20 protein-coding genes are annotated in these 19812 nt (G+C 68.9%); 6 read left to right on the top strand and 14 right to left on the bottom strand.

Annotated features, from left to right (window positions below; genetic code table 11):
• Positions 1–26: 26 nt before the first annotated feature.
• The 4 genes from rpsF to FHU39_RS18415 form a co-directional block, all read right to left on the bottom strand.
• A complete protein-coding gene (gene rpsF / locus FHU39_RS18430) occupies positions 27–314 on the bottom strand; it encodes a 30S ribosomal protein S6 (RefSeq protein ID WP_183322165.1) in 288 nt (95 codons plus the stop codon).
• A gap of 182 nt (positions 315–496) precedes the next feature.
• Positions 497–1831 (bottom strand): glycosyltransferase 87 family protein, encoded by a 1335-nt coding sequence (locus FHU39_RS18425; protein ID WP_183322164.1) that lies wholly within the window; start codon positions 1829–1831, stop codon positions 497–499.
• 51 nt (positions 1832–1882) lie between these two features.
• On the bottom strand, positions 1883–2194 hold the full coding sequence (locus FHU39_RS18420) for a hypothetical protein (RefSeq protein WP_183322163.1): 312 nt from the start codon (positions 2192–2194) through the stop codon (positions 1883–1885).
• Positions 2195–2269: 75 nt separating this feature from the next.
• Entirely contained in the window at positions 2270–4594 is a 2325-nt protein-coding gene (locus FHU39_RS18415) for a transglycosylase domain-containing protein (RefSeq protein ID WP_183322162.1), read from the bottom strand.
• Between the two features lie 147 nt (positions 4595–4741).
• Between FHU39_RS18415 and FHU39_RS18410 the strand changes: the two genes are divergently transcribed.
• Positions 4742–5401, top strand: coding sequence for a PadR family transcriptional regulator (locus tag FHU39_RS18410; RefSeq protein WP_183322161.1), 660 nt, complete (start codon positions 4742–4744; stop codon positions 5399–5401).
• A gap of 2 nt (positions 5402–5403) precedes the next feature.
• Positions 5404–6495: an inositol-3-phosphate synthase gene (locus FHU39_RS18405; protein ID WP_183322160.1), complete on the top strand. Its 1092-nt coding sequence runs from the start codon at positions 5404–5406 to the stop codon at positions 6493–6495.
• A gap of 113 nt (positions 6496–6608) precedes the next feature.
• Here the strand turns inward: FHU39_RS18405 and FHU39_RS18400 are convergent, their stop codons facing one another.
• The 3 genes from FHU39_RS18400 to FHU39_RS18390 all read right to left on the bottom strand — a co-directional run bounded on the left by FHU39_RS18400 (position 6609) and on the right by FHU39_RS18390 (position 8895).
• Positions 6609–7484: an SDR family NAD(P)-dependent oxidoreductase gene (locus FHU39_RS18400; RefSeq protein ID WP_183322159.1), complete on the bottom strand. Its 876-nt coding sequence runs from the start codon at positions 7482–7484 to the stop codon at positions 6609–6611.
• Positions 7481–7915 carry a hypothetical protein gene (locus FHU39_RS18395; protein WP_183322158.1) on the bottom strand — a complete coding sequence of 145 codons (435 nt, stop codon included), beginning with the start codon at positions 7913–7915 and terminating at the stop codon, positions 7481–7483. The genes FHU39_RS18400 and FHU39_RS18395 overlap by 4 nt, the downstream gene beginning before the upstream one ends.
• A 185-nt stretch (positions 7916–8100) precedes the next feature.
• The gene (locus FHU39_RS18390; protein ID WP_183322157.1) at positions 8101–8895 is read right to left on the bottom strand and encodes an SGNH/GDSL hydrolase family protein; all 795 of its coding nucleotides are present in this window, start codon (positions 8893–8895) and stop codon (positions 8101–8103) included.
• 388 nt (positions 8896–9283) lie between these two features.
• Between FHU39_RS18390 and FHU39_RS18385 the strand changes: the two genes are divergently transcribed.
• Together FHU39_RS18385 and FHU39_RS18380 are read left to right on the top strand one after the other, a co-directional pair.
• Entirely contained in the window at positions 9284–10693 is a 1410-nt protein-coding gene (locus FHU39_RS18385) for an IS1380 family transposase (protein WP_183322156.1), read from the top strand.
• A 183-nt stretch (positions 10694–10876) separates the two neighbouring features.
• The gene (locus tag FHU39_RS18380; protein WP_183322155.1) at positions 10877–11797 is read left to right on the top strand and encodes an NYN domain-containing protein; all 921 of its coding nucleotides are present in this window, start codon (positions 10877–10879) and stop codon (positions 11795–11797) included.
• 9 nt (positions 11798–11806) lie between these two features.
• Here FHU39_RS18380 and FHU39_RS18375 read toward each other — a convergent pair whose 3' ends face one another.
• From FHU39_RS18375 to FHU39_RS18365, 3 genes are read right to left on the bottom strand one after another with little or no spacing between them, the layout of a single operon-like run.
• Positions 11807–12520 carry an SGNH/GDSL hydrolase family protein gene (locus FHU39_RS18375; RefSeq protein ID WP_183322154.1) on the bottom strand — a complete coding sequence of 238 codons (714 nt, stop codon included), beginning with the start codon at positions 12518–12520 and terminating at the stop codon, positions 11807–11809.
• On the bottom strand, positions 12517–12735 hold the full coding sequence (locus tag FHU39_RS18370; protein WP_183322153.1) for a hypothetical protein: 219 nt from the start codon (positions 12733–12735) through the stop codon (positions 12517–12519). Before FHU39_RS18370 ends, FHU39_RS18375 begins: the two co-directional genes overlap by 4 nt.
• Positions 12735–13772: an MFS transporter gene (locus tag FHU39_RS18365; protein WP_246336705.1), complete on the bottom strand. Its 1038-nt coding sequence runs from the start codon at positions 13770–13772 to the stop codon at positions 12735–12737. The genes FHU39_RS18370 and FHU39_RS18365 overlap by 1 nt, the downstream gene beginning before the upstream one ends.
• Positions 13773–13780: 8 nt before the next feature.
• Between FHU39_RS18365 and FHU39_RS18360 the strand changes: the two genes are divergently transcribed.
• Complete coding sequence (locus tag FHU39_RS18360) at positions 13781–14386, top strand: TetR/AcrR family transcriptional regulator (protein WP_183322151.1); 606 nt, start codon at positions 13781–13783, stop codon at positions 14384–14386.
• Between the two features lie 61 nt (positions 14387–14447).
• Here FHU39_RS18360 and FHU39_RS18355 read toward each other — a convergent pair whose 3' ends face one another.
• Positions 14448–15173 (bottom strand): hypothetical protein, encoded by a 726-nt coding sequence (locus FHU39_RS18355; protein ID WP_183322150.1) that lies wholly within the window; start codon positions 15171–15173, stop codon positions 14448–14450.
• 187 nt (positions 15174–15360) lie between these two features.
• On the opposite strand from FHU39_RS18355, the gene FHU39_RS18350 reads away from it, so the two are divergent.
• Positions 15361–15726, top strand: coding sequence for a VOC family protein (locus FHU39_RS18350; protein WP_183322149.1), 366 nt, complete (start codon positions 15361–15363; stop codon positions 15724–15726).
• Here the strand turns inward: FHU39_RS18350 and FHU39_RS18345 are convergent.
• From FHU39_RS18345 to FHU39_RS23865, 3 genes are all read right to left on the bottom strand, one after another.
• A complete protein-coding gene (locus FHU39_RS18345; protein ID WP_183322148.1) occupies positions 15723–16217 on the bottom strand; it encodes a MarR family transcriptional regulator in 495 nt (164 codons plus the stop codon). The two genes, FHU39_RS18350 and FHU39_RS18345, sit on opposite strands and share 4 nt — an antisense overlap.
• On the bottom strand, positions 16214–18007 hold the full coding sequence (locus FHU39_RS18340; RefSeq protein ID WP_183322147.1) for an MFS transporter: 1794 nt from the start codon (positions 18005–18007) through the stop codon (positions 16214–16216). The genes FHU39_RS18345 and FHU39_RS18340 overlap by 4 nt, the downstream gene beginning before the upstream one ends.
• A 65-nt stretch (positions 18008–18072) precedes the next feature.
• Complete coding sequence (locus FHU39_RS23865) at positions 18073–19800, bottom strand: serine/threonine-protein kinase (RefSeq protein ID WP_221185676.1); 1728 nt, start codon at positions 19798–19800, stop codon at positions 18073–18075.
• Between the last annotated feature and the right edge of the window lie 12 nt (positions 19801–19812).

Here is a 19812-nt window from a genome sequence, read left to right as displayed (position 1 = left end):
AGCTCCCTAGAGGTTGGTTGCGATCCTCAGGCGTCCACGCGCAGCAGCTTGGTGCGCATGACCTGCTCGTTGAGCGACAGCTGGCGGTCGAGCTCCTTGGCGGTAGCCGACTCGGCGGTCATCGTCACAACGGCGTAGATGCCTTCGGACTTCTTCTTGATGTCGTACGCAAGACGGCGACGACCCCAGATGTCGGTGTTGTCGATCTTGCCGCCTTCGGCGGTCACGACCTTGAGCATCTTGTCCAGCGTGGGCTGGACAACGCGCTCGTCGAGCTCGGGGTCGATGATGATCATCAATTCGTACTGACGCATGCGTTAACCCACCTCCTTCGGTCTCAAGCGGTCACGGTCTCTCCGTGACAGGAGGGTCGCAGCGTGGCCCGCACCCCCTGGTCGCACCGCTTCCGGTGTTTGCAGTGAGTATGCCGGGCACCCCCGACAGAGGGGTGTGGCATGGGCCGTGGGCGAGTTTATCCGCCAACCGCCGCTCGGCGTTAATCGGTGGCGGGCTCGCCCAGCGCCCAGCCGTCGGTCACCGGGGCACTGTACGGTTCGGCCGGATCGCGCGGCAGGTCCTGGGCGGACTCCCACGAGGCCCACGCGATGCCGAGGTACGCGATCGCCCGGATCAGCACGAAGAAGCTGTATGCCGCTCCCGGCATACCCTTGGCCGGGTTGCTCGGACTGGCGATGAACAACCAGGCCATCACGAAATAGACGATCTCGGCGCCCGCCCACAGCAGGTGGTCGCGCCAGCGCAGCCCGACCAGCGCGATCAGCGGCAGCACCCACAGACAGCTCTGCACCGACATCGACTTGCCGGTCAGCAGCACGATCACCAGCATCGTGAGCGCGAGCGGGGCCAGTTGGGTGCGTTCGGCGGGACGGCCGGTCAGGTAGAGCCCGAGCAGGAACGCGATCGCCCAGCCGAGCACCGCGATGATCGACGCGGACGCCGCCGGCAGCGGGTGGTGGGCGACGGTGAGCAGATAGGAGAGCGACCCGTACCCGGGGTCCGCGTGCCACCACACCCGGTAGGGGTCCAGCGGGTCGCCGCCCATCAGGTAGGCGATGCCGAAGCACACCGCGACCGCGCCGGCGGCTCCGGCCAGCAGCCGCACCACCGCGTCCCGTGCCCCGTCGCGCAGCGCGATGAGCACGATGGCGCCGAGGATCACCAGCGGATAGGTGCGGGACATGACGGCGGCGCCGAGCAGGATGCCCGCGGCGAGCGGCTGCTTGCGCGCCCACAGCGCCATACCGACGGTGGCCAGCGCCACCCCGAGGATGTCGAAGGAGACCAGCGACGCGGTGATCAGCACCGGGCTGAGCGCGACATGGGCGGCGAGCCACGGCGTGGTGCGCATCGTCGAGGAGATCGCGACCGTGGTCAGCGCCACCAGCAGCACGATGACCACGGCGCCCAGCGCGAAGTAGACCCGCTGGGCCGCCAGCCCGGCACCCGACGGGGTGAACTGGTTGACGATCCAGGTCAGCATCGCGGTCAGCACCGGCTGGTTGTGGCCGGGGCCGCCGACCGACCAGGGCGTGCCGCCGTGCGCGCCGGTTGCGGCGACCGGCAGGTCCGAGTAGCAGGCCCGCCACAACGCACCGGGCGACCCCCACCCGTCCTCGACGCAGTGCCCCTTCTGTATGACGCCCAGCGCGACCATCACCGACGCGAGCGCGGAGAGCATCGCCCCGGCATACGTCCAGCCGCGGCGGCCGATCGCGGCGAACCGCCCGGCCGGTCCGCCGATGATCTCGGACGCGAGCGCCGCGGGCTCCTCCCCGCGGCTGGGGGCGGTCAGACGAGTGGGCGAATGCACGACGGCGAGCCTAACTCGCGACGCTGGCCGGCGGGTGGGTGATGCCCGCGGTCACGACACCGTCTGCCGCAGTTCGGCGCGCCGGAGGTGCCGGATCCCGGACAGGACACTCTCGAGCAGCATCACGACCAGCCAGCAACCGCCCACCTCCAGGGCGATCAGCACCAGGTCGAAACCCGGCGGGAGCAACGCCTCCCCGGGTCGACCACCCTGCGGATACAGCCGGCTCTGCACGACGAGGATCACCAGCGACGCCACCGGCAGCCCGGCGAGCAGCAACCAGCCGACCGGGTCGATCCGCCGCGGTCGGTACCAGGACAGCACGGCGTGGATGATCCACACCCACCCCACGATCCATGGCATCGCTCCGAACCACCATTGCGTCCCCACACCGGCCCCCTTCGTCAACCGCTCCCCACGGGTAGGACGTATGGGACGTCACGAGGTTGGCTGCGGCTCCAGGGAACTCGACTCGCCGCCGGGGTTGATCGGCGGCGGGACCACGGGTGTGCTCGGCCGCGTCACCGTCGGTGACGAGGTCGGGCTCGGCGGTTCGGTGGTGGCCGTCGTGGTCGTGGTGGGCGATGGTTCCGTGGTCGAGCTGGAACTGGAGCTCGAGCTGGACGAGCTGGACGACGAGCTCGACGGGGTGCTGGAGGGCGTGCTCGACGGGGTGGTGCTCGTGCTGGTCGGCTGCTGCGTCGGCGTGTACGTCGTGCTCGACTTCACGTGCTGCGCCTTCGGCAGCTTGGCGACGGGCTCGCCCGAGAGCGCGGCATTCATGAAGTCCAGCCAGATCGTCGCCGGCGTGTCACCGCCGTAGAACGACGCGTTGTGCGTCGCCTTGTCCAGGCCGACGGTGCCGGCCTTCGTGCCGTTGCCGGCATACATCCCGACCGAGACGGTGAGCTGGTCGGGTGTGAACCCGGTGAACCACGCCGACTTGTAGCCGCTGGAGGTGCCGGTCTTGCCGGCCGCCGGGCGCTTCAGCAAGCCGGCGGTCAGGTGCGCGGTGCCCTCGTAGTCGGTGAGCGGACCGGTCATGCCGTTGACCAGGTTGGCGGCGATGTCCTTGGAGATCGCCTGCGTCCGGTCGGGGTGCGCGGTGTAGCCGTAGTCGCCGATCACGCTGGTGACCTTGCGGATGAAGTAGGGGTCGGCCTTCTTCCCCTGCGCGCTGATCGTGTTGTAGGCGTTGGCCATGTCGATCACCCGCACGGCGGCATACCCGAGCACGTCCACGTCGGAGGGCTGATCCATGCTCGGCGAATCGGCGGGTATGCCGAGCTGCTGCGCGGCGGCCAGCGTCTTGCCGGTGCCGAGCGCCTGGTTGAGCCGCACGAACGCCGTGTTGGACGAGACCGCGAACGCGCGCTGCAACGTCAGCATGCCGAACTGCTCGCCGTTGTCGTTGAGGACCTTGGTGGTCTTGCCGCCGCTGCCCGGCAACAGCAACGGGGAGGCGCCGCTGAACTGCGTGTCCATCGTCATGCCGTCCTGCAGCGCCGCGGTCAGCGCGAACGCCTTGAAGCTCGAACCGCCCTGCAGGTGCGCCCCGGTCGCGGAGTTGACCGCGTCCTTGGCGATGTTCTTCCCGCCGTACATCGCCACGATCGCGCCGTCCGGCTGCTCGGCGATGAGGCCGGTGTGCAGCGCGTCCAGCCGCGCGGTCTGGCTCGGGACGTTCTTGTCGACCGCGGCGACGGCGGCCTGCTGGGACTTCTTGTCGATCGTGGTGGTGATCCGCAGCCCACCGCGGTCGATGTCCTCCGGGGTCAGCTTGAGCTTGTTCTGCAGCTCGCTGCGGACGGCGGCGACGATGTAGCCGTTCGGGCCGGTGATGATGCCCGCGTTGGGGTTGTACTTCTTGAACGCCGGCATCTGTTGTTTGGCCCGCTCGGCGGGCGTCATCCAGCCCTCCTTGACCATCCCGTCCAGGACGTAGGTCATCCGAGCGTTGGCGCGGGCCTCGGCGGCCGCGCCGTACTGCGGGTCGTAGAGGCCGGGTGCGTTGATCACCGAGGCCAGGAAGGCGCCCTGGCTGGCGTCGACCTTGTCGATGTCGACCCCGAAGTAGGCCTGCGAGGCCGCCTGTATGCCGTAGGCGCCGCGGCCGAAGTAGATGTTGTTCAGGTAGTCCTGCAGGATCTGGTCCTTGGAGTACTTCCGGTCGATCTTCAGCGCGATCATGATCTCCTTGACCTTGCGCTTGACCGACCGGTCCTGGGTCAGGAAGTAGTTCTTGACGTATTGCTGGGTGATGGTCGAGCCGCCCTGCTCCTGCCCACCGGACAGCGTGCTCCACGCCGCGCGCAGCGTGCCGCTGACCGAGACGCCGGAGTTCTTGTAGAAGTCGCGGTCCTCGGCGGCGAGGAACTCGTGCTGCACGACCTCCGGCACCTGGGAGAGCTTGACGTCCTCCCGGTTGATCGTGCTGAACCGGCCCAGCTCGGTCTTGCCGTCGCTGTAGTAGACGATCGACACCTGCTTGCCCGCGTCCGCCTGCGGCTGCGGGATCGGCGTGCGCAGGTAGATGACCAGGAGGGCGACGAAGCCGATCACCCCGACGATGCAGAAGCCGAGCACGGTGCGCCAGAACACCTTGAAGAACAGGCCGTGCTCCTTCTTCGGGCGCCGGCCCTTGCCGGAGCCGCGGCCCGGCGCGTCCGCGCGCGTCATACCTGCTCGCCCGCCCGATCCCCCGACCGTGGCATCGCCGTTGTCGTCCTCGCCCGGCGAAGGCACATCCTGCTCATCTGTCACCCGATGAAGGGTAACCGCCGCGGCTTGGGATCGGGAATCGCGAGACCATCGACACGCTATGTGCGGTAGATGTATCGAACCGATACATCGAATGAGGTATGCTTGCGGCAACATCCAGGTGACGACGAGATGACGAGGAGGCTTCGCATGTCACGTCGCGGCGCCATACTCGAGCTCGCGATCCTCGGGTTGCTGCACGACCAACCGTTGCACGGCTACGAGCTGCGCAAGCAGCTGTCCGGTGTGCTCGGCGCCTTCCGCGCGGTGTCGTTCGGCTCGCTCTACCCGGCGCTTCGCGGCCTGGTCGAGCGCGGCTGGATCACCGAGCGGTCCGCGTCCGACCACGACCACGCGGCCGGCGGGCTGGGCGGCAAGCGCAGCAGGATCACCTACGAGCTGACCGCAGAGGGCAAGGAGCAGTTCCAGACGCTCATGGCCCAGACGGGTCCCGCCTCGTGGGAGGACGAGAACTTCGACGTCCACTTCGCCTTCTTCGGCCGAGCATCCAGCGATGTGCGCCTGCGCATCCTGGAGGGTCGCCGCAGTCGGCTCGAGGAGCGCCTGGACGCCTCGCGGGAGCAGTCCCGCGAGCGCCGCGAGCGCACCGACAAATACACCGCCGAGCTGCACCGCCACGGGCTCGAGTCAACCGAGCGCGAGGTGCGCTGGCTGTCCGAGCTGATCGAGACGGAGCGGTCGGCATACCGCACCACCAACCCCGGCACCGCGGCGCCAGCCGAGCAGCCGGTCGCTGAAGATCTCCCGGAGCAAACCTCCGGCCGCAGCGAAAAATCCGACAAGGAGTAGAAATGGGTTCCATTCGCGTCGCCATCGTCGGCGTCGGCAACTGCGCGAGCTCGCTCGTGCAGGGCGTTGAGTACTACAAGGACGCATCGCCCGAGGCGACCGTGCCGGGTCTGATGCACGTGAAGTTCGGCGAATACCACGTCAAGGACGTGGAGTTCGTTGCGGCGTTCGACGTCGACGCCAAGAAGGTCGGCTTCGACCTGTCCGAGGCCATCAACGCCTCGGAGAACTGCACCATCAAGATCGCCGACGTGCCCCCGACCGGTGTCATCGTGCAGCGCGGCACCACGCTGGACGGCATCGGCAAGTACTACTCCCAGACCATCACCGAGTCCGACATCGAGCCGGTCGACGTCGTCCAGACGCTCAAGGACGCCAAGGTCGACGTGCTCGTGTCCTACCTGCCGGTGGGTTCGGAGCAGGCCGACAAGTTCTACGCGCAGTGCGCGATCGACGCGGGTGTCGCCTTCGTCAACGCGCTGCCGGTCTTCATCGCCTCCGACCCGGAGTGGGCCAAGAAGTTCGAGGACGCCGGCATCCCGATCATCGGTGACGACATCAAGAGCCAGGTCGGTGCCACCATCACCCACCGCGTGATGTCCAAGCTGTTCGAGGACCGCGGTGTCACGCTGGACCGCACCTACCAGCTGAACGTCGGCGGCAACATGGACTTCAAGAACATGCTCGAGCGCGAGCGCCTGGAGTCCAAGAAGGTCTCCAAGACCCAGGCCGTCACCTCCAACCTGACCGGTCCGCTGGCCGGCATCAAGGACGGCCGCAACGTGCACATCGGCCCGTCGGACTACGTCGCCTGGCTCGACGACCGCAAGTGGGCCTACGTGCGTCTCGAGGGTCGCGCATTCGGTGACGTTCCGCTCAACCTGGAGTACAAGCTCGAGGTGTGGGACTCCCCCAACTCCGCCGGCATCATCATCGACGCCATCCGCGCCGCGAAGATCGGCAAGGACCGCGGCATCGGCGGCCCCCTGCTCTCCCCGGCCGCCTACCTGATGAAGTCCCCGCCGGAGCAGCGCGAGGACACCGCGGGCCGCGCACAGCTCGAGGCTTTCATCAAGGGCGACGTCGAGCGCTGAGCCCTTCCACTCCCGATCGAGTGGACCCCTCCCGCATTGAGCGGACCCGAAATCCGGCCTGGATTTCGGGTCCGCTCATTCGGTTTTGGGTCCACTCGATCGGGGGCGCGGGGTCAATGCGTGGGGTATGGCGGCAGTGGCCGGCTCGGCTCGAAGCGGCCGGCGTTGGGCTGCGGCTGGGTCCCGTCCACGTCGGTCACGCCGTACTCGAGGGCCAGCCGGCCCACGTCGACGACCTGACCGCTGAACCGCTGCACCTGCGGGTCCGTCGCGAGCGCAACCATCACGCGCGCGGCGTAGTGCGGCGACTCGGTGTTGCCGGCGAGTTCTTCGGCGGGCACCTTCGCCTCCATCAGCTCGGTGCGCATCCAGCCCGGCGCGACCGCGATCGCCGGGATCCCCTTGGGTTGCAGGTGATAGGCCAGCGCGTAGACGAGCCGGTTCTTGGCCGCCTTGCTCGCCTCGTAGGGCAACCACGCCGGCGGCTCCGGCGTGTGCCAGGTGGAGGTGAGGATCAGCCCGTGGCCGGCCGGTCCCATGGCGAGCTTCAGCGTCAGCATGCAGGTGACGAAGTCGGAGTAGGCGCCGCCGAGCAGCATCGCGCGGAACTGGTCCATCGGCTCGTCCCAGACCTCCTCGCCACCGGGGTCGTGGTGGTCGTGCCCGCCCCAGGCATTGTTGACGAGTATGTCGATCCGCCCGTGGCGGGCGACGAGGTCGCGGACCAACGCCTCCACCTGCTCCGGGTCGGTGTGATCGCAGCGCCGCCATTCGCCGGTGCCGCCGTGCGCCTCGACCTCCTCCAGAGTGCGTTCCAGGGTGAGGTCGGCGGGCTCGGCGTGAGTCGGAGCCTCGCGGGTGCTGCGTCCGGTGCAGACGACATACGCTCCGCCCGCAGCGAATTCGATCGCGCAGGCACGCCCCAGCCCGCGGGAGGCACCGGCGATCAGCACGATCTGCCCGTCGAGCGGTCGGATGGCGGGTGTCATGCCGGCACTCCCATCGAGGCGGCGACCCGGGCCGCCGCCTCGGCAGCTTCGGCATCGGACGCGGGGTGGTGGACGACATCGACCAGGTGTGCCGGTCCCTCGTGGAGTGAGGACGTGCGCCACGGCAGCAGCCACACGTGGAAGTGCTCGAAGGCGGCCATCGTCGACCACTGGTAGACGCGCTCGCAGCCCAGGCCGGTCCGCATCGCCGCCAGCAGGCCGCCGACGACGGGCACGAAGGTGGCCGCCTCGTGCTCGTCGAACCCGCCCTGGTCCACGACATGGCGACGGGCTTCGAGGATCACCGTCCCGGCGGCGGCCATGCTCGGCGGCGCGGCGCCGGCGCGCCAGGTGCCGTCATCGAGGAACCAGCCACCCGGCGGGGCATCGGTGCCGCGGTCGTCGGTGCAGAACCAGCAGTTGTTCGTCATACCGCTGATTCTGGTGCAGTCGCCGGGTCCGTTGCTTGATCGAAATAGCTCTCCTGCCGCAGCGGACGGGGCACCCGTCGGCAAACCGCCCCCGTGGTCAGTTACTGGCCGGTATGACGCAATACTCGCCAGTAACTGACCAGTCGGAGCGATCGCTGCCCGTGTCGCCCCGCCGGTGGTGGCGCTCACGCCCTGGCGGAGAACACCGGCAGATAGGCGTACTCGTGACCGTCCGCGGTCGGGTGGTAGGCCTCGGTGATGTCCCAGAAGTTCAGCGAGTGCAGCCACCGGTCGCTGTCGCAGATCTCGTGACCGCTGAACGCACCGCGGACGTCGCCATAGGTGAAACCGGCCCTGCCTGCGGCGGTCTGGATGATCGAGTCGAGTGTGTCGATGCCGCTGTCGATGGCCGTGCGCGAGGTCTCGCTGATGCCGACGCAGTCCTTGGAGAGGTCGTAGAAGTCGGGGTAGCCGAGCACGACGACGTGTGCGTTCGGCGCCTTCGCCCTGATGCCGTCGTAGACGCCCGCCAGCTTGCTCGGCAGGTTGGCCTGCGCGTCGGCCTTCGCGGCGTTGATCTCGTTGACGCAGGTGCTGGTGCCGTCGAGGATGCAGTCCTCCATGATGCTGCTGAAGCCTTCGTCGTTGCCACCGACGGTGATGCTCACCAACGTGGTGCTGCTGGACAGGGCGGACAGTTGATTGGCAATGACGTCAGAGGTTTTCGCGCCGGAACAGGCTACTGACTTGTATGACGAAGGGTCGTGCGCATCCGCCCACAGGGCCGAATAGGCGTTGGGACTGCGATCGCACGATCCGCTGCTGCCGATGTAGTCGCCCGCTCCGACCCCCGAGGAGTAGGAGTCACCCAACGCCACGTAATTGACGGTGGCCGCGTTGGCCGCCAGTGCCGGGACGAAGGACATTGCCAGAGCGGTTGCTCCGACGCCGAGTTTCAGAGCGAGCGAACCACGTGTCATATCAGGGCTCCTTGGAGGTGTGGCTGGGGTGTGTGCCACATCGCATTGAAGACCTGTGTGACCCGGCGCTGCGGGGTTTCGGCGCCGATCGGTTCCCGGATTGACCAAACATTGGCCAAGACATTGCCGAATTATTACGGGGCGGAGGCGGTTTCGTTACCCTTGCGGCGTTCGCAACCGCTCGCGCCGACAAAAGAGAGTGCTCGTCGCAACGACGGACCGGGCCGACCTGATCGCCGCCCTGGCGTGGCGCGCCGGGCGCACTAGCCCGGAGATTTCACGGGACAGTGGTGCTCGAGCTGGTGGTGTGAGCTGAAAAGTGCCCCTGAGCTGGGAGGATAGGGATTACGACGTCACTATCCGAACCAGCTCAAGGAGCACCCTCCAGGTGAAGAAGACTACCGGGTTCTACCCGCCTGTTCGTGTCGATGCCGCGCCGGTGACTGCGGTCGGTTCCGCAGGCGGTGTGCTGCTGACCAAGACCGCCGAGGTGACCGGACTTGTCAGCGGGTTGGCGGAGGTCTTGCGGCCGTGGCGGAAACCGACGGCGGTGCATCATCCCGGGAAGGTGCTCGCCGATCTCGCAGTCACGCTCGCGCTTGGTGGCGATTGCTTGGCCGACGCTGCGGTGGTCCGATCCGAACCAGGCTTGTACGGGCAGGTCGGGTCCGAAGCGACGATCTCGCGCACCATCACCGCGCTGTCGGTGGACGCCGACAGGACACTGAGGGCTGAGGCGAACGCGCGCCGTGCCGCACGTGCGACAGCCTGGGAGCTGGTCGGTGACCGGGCGCCGAATCACCCTGCGACTGCTGATGATCCGGTGATCGTGGACCTGGACGCCACCTTGATCACCGCGCACTCGGACAAGGAGAACGCCAGGCCGACGTTCAAGCGTGGCTACGGTTTCCACCCGCTATGCGCGTTCGTCGACCACGGCCCGGACGGCACCGGCGAACCCCTGGCGATGATGCTGCGCCCGGGCAACGCCGGCTCGAACACTGCCGCCGATCACATCGCCGTCACCCGCGACGCGCTCAAACAGCTGCCCGGGATCGACCCCTCACGACCTGGCCGGAAGGTACTGATCCGCACCGACGGCGGTGGCGGCACACGCGAGTTCACCGGCTGGCTCGCCAAGCGGGGCGTGTCCTACTCGATCGGGTACACGCTGCCGATGGCCACCCCGGACATCTACCGGATCATCCCTGCCACAGCGTGGCAGCCGGCGCTGGACGGCGACCATGAGTTGCGTGCGGGCGCGGACGTCGTGGAGATCACCGACCTGCTCGCGCACCACGGGCTGCTGTCCGGGTGGCCGGACGGGATGCGGATCATCGTGCGCCGCGAGCGGCCACACCCTGGTGCACAGTTGCGGTTCGACGACGTCGACGGGTACCGACTGACCGCCTTTGCTACCAACACGATTCGTGGGCAGTTGGCCGACTTGGAGTTGCGGCACCGCCGCCGCGCCAGGTGTGAGGACCGGATCCGTATCAGCAAGGACACCGGACTGACCAACCTGCCGCTGCACAGTTTCGCCCAGAACAGGATCTGGTGCGCGCTGGTGATGCTCGCCGTGGAGTTGACTGCCTGGACCCAGTTGCTTGCTTTCGATGTCGGCCACGAGGCACGCCGGTGGGAGCCGAAGAAGCTGCGGTTCTACCTGTTCACGATCCCGGCCACGATCGCCCGCCGCGGCCGACGAATCCTGGTACACATCAAGGAAACCGCGCCACACGCCGACCTGGTCACGACCGGATGGGACCGGCTACAGCGGCTCACCGCGCCGACCTGAGCCAGCACACCGCCCATCCCGACCACCCAGGAACGAACCGGCCAGTGGAACCGGCACCCCACCGCGAGTGACATCGCGGCAGACTGTCACACCCACAAGGCAAAATCGAGACCAGGGCCAGCGATCAAGCCGGGAACAACGTCACACGGCAGCCCCATGAAATTTCGAGGCTAGGGTCGGTCCATGACTTGCAAACGCGTCGCGGTCTACATCGACTTCGACAACGTCGTGATCTCGCGCTACGACGACGTCCACGGCTCCGGACGATGGCGCAAGGACGATGCCCGGCACCACTCCCCCCACGAGTCCGACGCTGAGCCCGCCCGCCGGCTCATCGAGGCGGAGGTCGATCTCGGCGCGATCATCGACTACGCGTCGTCCTTCGGCACCGTCGCCCTCACCCGGGCGTATGCCGACTGGTCGGTGCCGGCGAACGCGGCATACAAACGGCAGTTGGTCGATCGGGCAGTCGACCTGGTGCAACTCTTCCCGACCGCCGGCACCAAGAACGGCGCCGACATACGGCTGTCGATCGATGCGATCAACGACCTGTTGCAATACGCCGACCTGACCCACGTGGTGGTCGTGGCCGGCGACTCGGACTACATCGCGCTCGCGCAACGGTGCAAGCAACTCGGCCGCTTCGTGGTCGGCATCGGGGTGACCGGCTCGACCAGTCGGGCCCTCGTCGCAGCCTGCGACGACTTCAGCTCGTATGGCGACCTGCCCGGCGTCTCCGATGACCCGGCGCCGGCCGAATCCGCCACAGAGTCAGCCGAACCCGTCGCGAACTCCGAGTCTGCCGCCACCACCAAGAAGCCGAAGAAGGCTGCGGCGGGCAGATCGAAGCCCAGCCAGGCGGCCTCCAAGGGCAAGCAGGGACAGGCGACCGCGCTGCTGCGGCGGGCGCTGCAGATCGGCGCCGAGAAGAGCGATGACGGGTGGCAGTACGCCGCGAGCCTGAAGTCGCAGATGCAGCGCCTGGACTCCACGTTCAAGGAGAAGCCACTGGGGTTCACCTCCTTCCGGGCGTTCCTGGAGAGTCGCACGGACGTCGTGGAGACCAAGATCGAGAGCGGCCAGCAGCAGGTCCGGTTGCGCTGACCCGCCGGCCTACGACCGGGTTCGCCGACCGACGTCCGCGCCGATGATGGCCTGGACGATCGATGCGAAGGCGACCGCGTGACCGCGCGCGTTGGCATGGACCCCGTCCGAGGAGTAGAGGCCGGGGTCGGCGGCCAGCGGGTGGTGGTGGGTGTCGACGTGTATGCCGCCGAGACTTCGGGTGACCGACGCAGTCAGCCGGTCGAGCTCGTCGAACCGGCGCGCCATTGCGTCGGCGTGTTCGGCCGGCACCAGACCCGACCTGGCCAGATCGAAGAGGCCGACAGTCAGCACGACCGTGCCACTGCCGGCCAGCGGGCGCAACAACCCGGCCAGCCGACTGCGCAACTGCTCGGCGTCGAAGCGGTGGAAGGCGTCGTTCCCGCCGGCGGAGACCAGCACCGCATCGGGCGCGAAGGCCATGGCCCTCGGTAGCTGTTGCTCCCGGATCTCGGCGACCGTCAGTTGTGGTGTGGCCACGTTGATCGAGGCGAAACCGGGCCTGGTCGAGCCCAACGCCTCGGCCAGCCGGTCCGCGAACGAGACGTCGCGGTAACCGTCGAGCGGCTCACGCACACCCGCCGTGACGCTGTCCCCGAGGATCGCGAGGCGTTGCCACGGCTCCGGGCGCAGCAGCTCGGCTGCCAGGTCGCGGTCGATGCACCACGGGTCGTCGGCCTCACTCGGCCGGCGCGGATCCGGCGTGCGGGCCCGGCTGGTCATCGGCCCACCCGCGTGCTCAGTTCGGAGACACCCGAGGTCACCGCCGGCGCGGGGACCGGCGGTCGCAGCAGGAGACCGCCGCCCGCCGCAAGCAGCGCGGCGCCGGCCGCGACCAGGTAGACGACGGTGTAGGGGCGGCTGACACCGCCGACGTCCGCCAGCACGAATGCGACGGCGGACAGCCCGAGTGCACCGCCCAGCTGACGGGAGGCCATCAGCACACCGGTTGCGGCGCGAAGTGCTGCGGTGGCGCGGCCAGGGTGCCCCCGGTCTGGATGCCGACCGTCAGCAGGCCGATGCCGACACCCATCACCGCCCCGACCGGCAGCCACAGCGACACGAAGTGCGCAGTGCCGGTGATCGCCAGCGCCAGCGTCGTCGTCGCCGCGGCCTCCACCAGGGCTCCGGTGCAGATCATCACTCGTGGCGGGAGCGGGACTCGCAGACGGCTGATCCCGACGCCGGTGGCGGCAGTGACGACGGCCGCCGGCGTCATCGCCAGGCCGGCACGCAGTGCGCTGTAGTCCCACACGTCGACGAGGAAGAGGACACCGAGCAGCATCGTCGCGAAGAGCGCCACGCCATACAGCGTCGAGATGCCGGTCGCCGTCGCGAACGACGTGTTCCACAACAGATCCGTCCGCAGCGCGGGGTGCTCGTGCCGCAGCGATCGCACGCCGGCGCCGCAGCCGGCGATCGCCGCGCCGGTGAAAGCCGCGAGGACGACCGGTGACGTCCATCCACGGCCGGGCGCCTCCGTGAGTCCGTAGACCAGGGCACCGACCGAGAGCGCCAGCAGCACCGAACCGGCGAGGTCCGGGACGCGGTGGTCGCGGGCATCGTGCGCGAGGAATCCGCGGGCCGCCCACAGCACCCACGCGCCGATCGGCAGGTGGAGGAAGAACACCGCGCGCCAGTCAAGTCGATCCACAACGACTCCGCCGACCGCCGGCCCGACAGCGGCGGCGAGCGCACCGGCCGCGCTCCACAGCGCGATCGCCGGTCGGCGCCGGTCGGCAGGGACCTCGGCGAGGACCAGCGCGAGCGAAGCCGGAAGCAGCAGGGCCGGGCCCAGGCCCTGGACGGCCCGACCGGCGAGCAGCACCGCGAAGTCCGGCGCGAGGGCCACTCCGAGGGACGCAAGGGTGAAAAGGACTGTGCCCACGCGGAACAGGCGCGTCCGTCCCACGGCATCGGCGAGCGCTCCGTTCGCTATTTCAATAGCGAACGGTCGTCCGCCTTCTGCTAGCATGTGTGGTCATGGGCGGACGCGCATCGGCACAGGCGGCGCGGCAGACGCGACGGAACGTGCTGCACACGGCCGCCGATCTGGCGTCGGTCGAAGGACTCGACAGCGTCACCGTGGGCCGCCTGGCCGACCTGTTGCAGATGAGCAAGTCCGGCGTCATCGGCCCGTTCGGGACCAAGGAGGCGCTGCAACTGGAGACGGTCGAGCTGGTCTTCGCCGACTTCCGGGCCCGCGTGTGGGAGCCGGTCCGCGACACCACCCCGGGCCTGCCCCGGTTGCTGGCCGCCTGCGAGTCGTGGCTCGCCTATTCAGCGGATCCCGGCTACCCCGGCGGTTGCCTGTTGACCCAGATGACCTACGACTACGACGGCAGACCGGGCTCGGTGCACGACCGGCTGGCCGAGGGCCGGGACCTGTGGCGCGCGACGCTGCGAGCCGACCTGCGCACGGCGGTCGAGGGCGGGCAGCTGCCCGCCTCCCTCGACGTCGAGGTGGTGCTCTTCGGGATGGAGTCCGTCGCGGCGTTCGTGACGCCGGCGCGGCTGCTCCACGCGGACGGCCAGGCCGCGGAGCACGGCCTGCGCGCGATCCGGCAGCTGCTCGCGGTCGGGACGTGACCGGGCCCGTATGCCGCGGCACCCCCGAAGTGCCACGCCATACGGCTTCGCTGTCCCTCGCTCAGATGGTGAGCTCCGAGTCCCCTCCCCGGCCGAACTTCTCGGTGAGGAAGCGGTGGTTGGCCAGCAACTCGTCGCTGCCGAGCCGGGACGCGCGGTGCAGGTGCGCGTCGACCTGGGCGAGCAGCAGATCCAACTGCTCGACGATCAGCTGGTGACCCGTCTTGCCGTCGAGCACCTCGTCGGTGTCCTCGGTGCCGGGTGCGAGCGCCAGGTAGGACCGCAGCGCCTGGGGCCCGAAATCGGACTGGATCTGCTCGACCTCGAAGACCTGGGAGGTCGGTGCACCGTGCTCGCGCAGATAGGTCAGGACGCTGACGGCCTCCCGGTCGAGACGCTGGGCGCGCTCGCGGAGGTCGGCCGGGATGCGCGGTGAGCTGCTGAGGCTCGCCAGCGTCTCCGGCGCCCGCTTGGTCAGGTCGACGTGCGGTCCAGTCGCGTGCTCCCACTGAGCGCGCTGCTCGGCGGAGTGCCCCACGCCGACGTGCTCGTGATGCCGCTGCCACTGCTCCTGCCGGCGCTGCCATTTCGCCTGCTTCCGCTGCAGTTTCGCCCGCTGACGCTGGTTCGCACTGCCGCACCCGCCGAAGCGCGACAGTCCACCACCGAGGAAGACGGTCACGAAGACCATCGGCCAGACCAGCCAGTGGCCGACGACGCCGACCATCATCCAACCCAGCGGGATCAGCAACCACCACTGTGAGCGGTGCAGCCGGACCGGTGCCATGTCTTCACTCCTTGTCACGTCACGCCTTCGAGGTTGACTCCCACGTTAGGCAGTGGAGGGCCGGTGTACCTGTGCCGAATGTCATGACTGGACCGGATGTTTGGTCATGGTCGCCGCGGGTTCCGGACCGATCCTGTCCTGCGCGGTTGATGTGCTGGCAGCACGTCAACCGAGAAGGAGAATCCCCATGTCAGCCCCGAATCTGTTCCTCATCTACGTGCGCGACGCCGAGGCCGCGACGGAGTTCTACCGCGACCTGTTCGAGACGGAACCGGTCTTCACCAGCCCGCGGTATGTCGCGTTCGAGGTTGCCCCCGGCGTCCTCTTCGCGGTCTGGACCGGCCGCAGCGAACACGTCACGCCGGGCCTGCCGCGCACCTGCGAGGTCGGGCTGATGGTGCCCGGCGGCGGCGCGGCGGTGGACGCCATACATGACAGCTGGGCCGCGAAGGGCGTCACCGTGCTCGAGCCGCCGTATGACGAGGTGTTCGGCCGCACCTTCGTCGCCGCCGACCCGGACGGCAACCTGATCCGGGTGTCACCGGTGGACTAACTGCCCGCTGAGACGCTCTGCGTCCGGGTGGCGGCCGTGGCGACATACCCGTCGGCGAGCGTGACCAGCACCGGCAGGGCGGCAGACAACGCCTCCCGCTGCTCGTCGGTCAGCTGCTCGATCCCGGCGGCCAGGTCGCCGGTCCCTTCGCGGCGCAGCTTCTCCAACGCGGCCTCACCCTGCGGGCTGAGGCTCAGCAGGCAGGCGCGACCGTCGCTCGGATCCGGGTCCCGACGGGCCCACCCGCCGTCGATCAGCACGTCGATGAGCCGGGATGCACTGGCCGCGCTGATGCTCAGCCGCTCGGCGAGTGCGCCGGGGCGCAGCGGCCCGTGCTTCATCAGCACGACCAGGGCGGACAGCCGGGTCGGGGTGATCCCCTCGGCGGCGACCGGCAGCCGCAACACGTACGCCAGCCGGTTCACGGCGGTGCGCAGCCCGCCGGCGAGCTCGCCGACCGAGGGCGCGTCCGGCGTCCTCGGGTCGCTCACTCGGCACCTTCCGCGAGCAGCTCCGCCGGGGTGGTGGAGTCCTCGTCGGGCGGCTGCTCCTCGTCCTGGTGGATGTACTTGCCACCGCGGAAGGCCGACGCGAAGGCGGCGATCAGGCAGGCTGCGATGGCGAAGCTGAACGCGACCCCGAGGCCGTCGGAGAACGGCCCGGAGATCAGCGACGGGAAGAACTCGTGGCCGGTCAGATGCGCCTGGGTGGCCGCCGGCAACTGGTGCAGCACGTGCGGGCCGAGCAGGGACTGGATCGGGTTGTAACCCAGCAGCGAGGCGAAGAGCACGCCGACCGGTGGCAGCGACGCGACCTGTGCCGCGGAGTCGTGGGGCACGCCGTTGGCGGTCAGCCCCTGCATCACCGCGTCCGGCAGTGAGCCGGACAACCCGGTGATCATCAGCGAGAAGAAGATGCCGATCGACAGCACCATCGCGGAGTTGCTGAAGACCGTGCTCATCCCGGCACCGACCCCGCGTTGATCGGCGGGCAGGCTGTTCATGATCCCGGTCCGGTTGGGCGCCGCGAACAGGCCCATGCCCAGGCCGTTGATCAGCAGTGCCAGCGCGAACTGCCAGTAGCTGAAGTTGACCGGCAGCGCCCACAACCAGACGAAACTGCCGGACGCGACCAGCATGCCGCCGGTCGCGAAGGCGCGCGCACCGAACCGGTCGGACAGCCAGCCCGACGTCGGCCCGGCGACCAGGAAGCCGATCGTCATGGGCAGCATGAAGATGCCGGCCCACAACGGGGTGGACTCGAAGCTGTACCCGCGACGCGGCAGCCAGATGCCCTGCAGCCAGATGATCAGGATGAACATCAGCCCGCCACGCCCCAGCGCGCCCAGCAGGCTGGCGAAGTTGCCGAACGTGAACGCCCGGATCCGGAACAGGTCGAGCCGGAACATCGGCTCGGCGACCTTGGTCTCCACCCACGCGAACACCACGAGCACCGCGGCGCCGCCGATGAGAGCGGTGAGCACCCAGGGGTTGGTCCAGCCCATGGTGTGGCCGGCATACGGCTGGATCCCGTACGTGATCCCGACGAGTATGGCGATCAGGCCGACGGCGAAGGTGAGGTTGCCCCACCAGTCCATCGACGCGTGCTTGCGCACACCGGTGTCGTGCAACCGCAGGTAGGCCCAGACGGTGCCGAACAGGCCGATCGGCACCGAGACCAGGAAGACCAGGTGCCACTCGACCGGCGCGAGCAGGCCGCCGACGATCAGCCCGATGAAGGACCCGGCGATGGCGGCAACCATGTTCAGGCCCAGGCCGAGTCCGCGCTCGTTGGGCGGGAACGCGTCGGTGATGATCGCGCTCGAGTTCGCCATCAGCATCGCGCCGCCCACACCCTGGAAGATGCGCATCGCGATCAGCCACAGGCCCGCCGGGGTGCCGTGCATCCAGGTGATGGCCAGCATGACCGAGAAGAAGGTGAAGATGGCGAATCCGGCGTTGTAGATCCGCACCCGGCCGTACATGTCACCCAGCCGGCCCAGCCCGACGACGAGCACCGCCGTCACGACCATGTAGCCCATGATCAGCCACAGCAGCAGGCTGGTGTTGCCGGGAGCCAGCGGGTTGATCTTGATGCCGCGGAAGATGTCCGGCAGCGCGATCAGCAGGATCGAGGAGTTGATCGTCGCGATCAGCACCCCGAGGGTCGTGTTGGACAACACGATCCACTTGTAGTGCGGGCTCGCCACCTGCGCAGCGGCACGCTCACGCGCTGCCGACAAGCCGGCCTTGCGCTGCGGGGCGGATATGTCGTCTGACATCCGTGGATCTCCTGAAGTATTTGTTTAGCCTGTACTAAACAAAATACACTTCGGATGGCTAACTTTCAGGTCCAATCCCAGGGACTGGCCCGCCGGCCCGCGGTCAGGCCGCGTGGTACGCCGTGTCGGTGCTCGTCTTCGGCACGACCACCGCGCAGCGGTACTGCCGCACCCCGTCGTGGGTGCCGGGCACGAGCCGCACGGGGTATGGCGTCAGCTGCAAGGCGTCCCGCAGCGTGTACCGCCCACCCGGGGTCTTGCAGACACCGTCCGCGTTCGGCGAGCCGGACAGCTTCAGCCACTTGCCGACGATCTCGACCCGGTGCGGCTTCGAGCACGGGATCACGGGTGCGCCGTCCCCGGGCTGCGCCAGACAGGACAGCAGCGCGGGCTTGGGGCTGCTCATCGTGAACAGCGCCATCACGTCGAAACCGGTGGCGCCCTCCGACGCCGCCGCATCGGTCGGGAAGGCCTCGCACCGGCCGCCCGACCCTTTCAGGTAGGTCAACAGCGGCGCGAGCTGGTCGTCGTAGGACGTGCTGCGTTGCACCGAGACCGCGTCGCAGGTCGCGTCCTGCACGACATACCCCGACAGGGCGTCCGTGCACCCGACGTCGTTGCCCTGTTTGTCGACACTGCATCGCGCCGTCCGCGGCGCCCGTGGCGGATCCGGTGGTCGTGCCGGGGTCGGAGCTGGTCGTGGTCTCCGCGGTCCGCGGGGCGGCGCCGCCACCCGTGGTGACCGCCGTTGCGGGTGGTTGTACAGAGGTCGCCGGGCCGTCGCCGTTGGCCAGCGACTTGACCAGCAGCCCGCCACCGCCGAGTACGACGACCGCGGCGGCGGCCGCTGCGACCCAGCGGGTGCGGTTGCTGCGCGTCGGTGGCCGGCCGGCCGGCACCGTCGGTGCATCCGGGCCGGCCCCGGCGGGGTTGGTCTTGGCGATGATGGTGGTGGCCGCCGCGCGGTCGCCGCCGGACAAGGCCTCGACCGCGAGACGGGCGAATTCGCCTGTGCTCGCAGGGCGTTCGGCAGGGTTGCGGGCCAGTCCGCGTTGGATCACCGGCAACAGCCGGGCCGGCACGGACCCCGCGTCGAGCGGCGGCGCACCGTCCAGGTGGGACCGCAGGATGACCTCGGCGGAGCCGGAGAACACCGGGCGTCCCGTCAGGCACTCCGCGAGGACGCAGGCCAGCGAGTAGACGTCCGCGGCGGGGTGGTCCTGATAGCCCTGGCTGAAGCGCTCGGGAGCCATGTAGGGCAGCGAACCGACCGTGCTGCCGATCTCGGTCACCCGGGTGCTCTCGGCGGACCGTGCGATGCCGAAGTCGATCAGGTAGGCGAAATCGTCGTCGTTGACCAGGATGTTCGCCGGCTTCACGTCGCGGTGCACCAGGCCCTGCGCGTGCGCCGCGTCCAGCGCGGCGCCGATCTGCTGGACCAGGGCGACCGCCACCGACGGCTGCAGCGGCCGCCCGTCGATGCGCTCGGCCAGGCTGCGGAACCCGTCCGCCAGGCGCATGTCGATGTAGAGCACACCGTCCAGCTCGCCGAAGTCGTGGATCGGGATGACGTGCGGCTCGGTCAGCTGCGCGGCGGTCTGCGCCTCCCGCTGGAAGCGGGTCCGGTAGACGGTGTCCTCCACCAGCGACGGCGGCAGGAGTTTCAGCGCCACCACCCGGTTCCGCCGCCGGTCGAACGCCTGGTAGACCTCACCCATCCCGCCGCGACCGACCAGGTCACGCAGTTCGTAGTGCCCGAAGGCCATGCCGGTTCGTGGTCCTGGTCCCGTCATACCTCGTCCGAA

The organism is Flexivirga oryzae (assembly GCF_014190805.1).
Taxonomy (GTDB): Bacteria; Actinomycetota; Actinomycetes; order Actinomycetales; family Dermatophilaceae; genus Flexivirga; species Flexivirga oryzae.
This window is presented reverse-complemented; position numbering and strand designations above follow the sequence as displayed.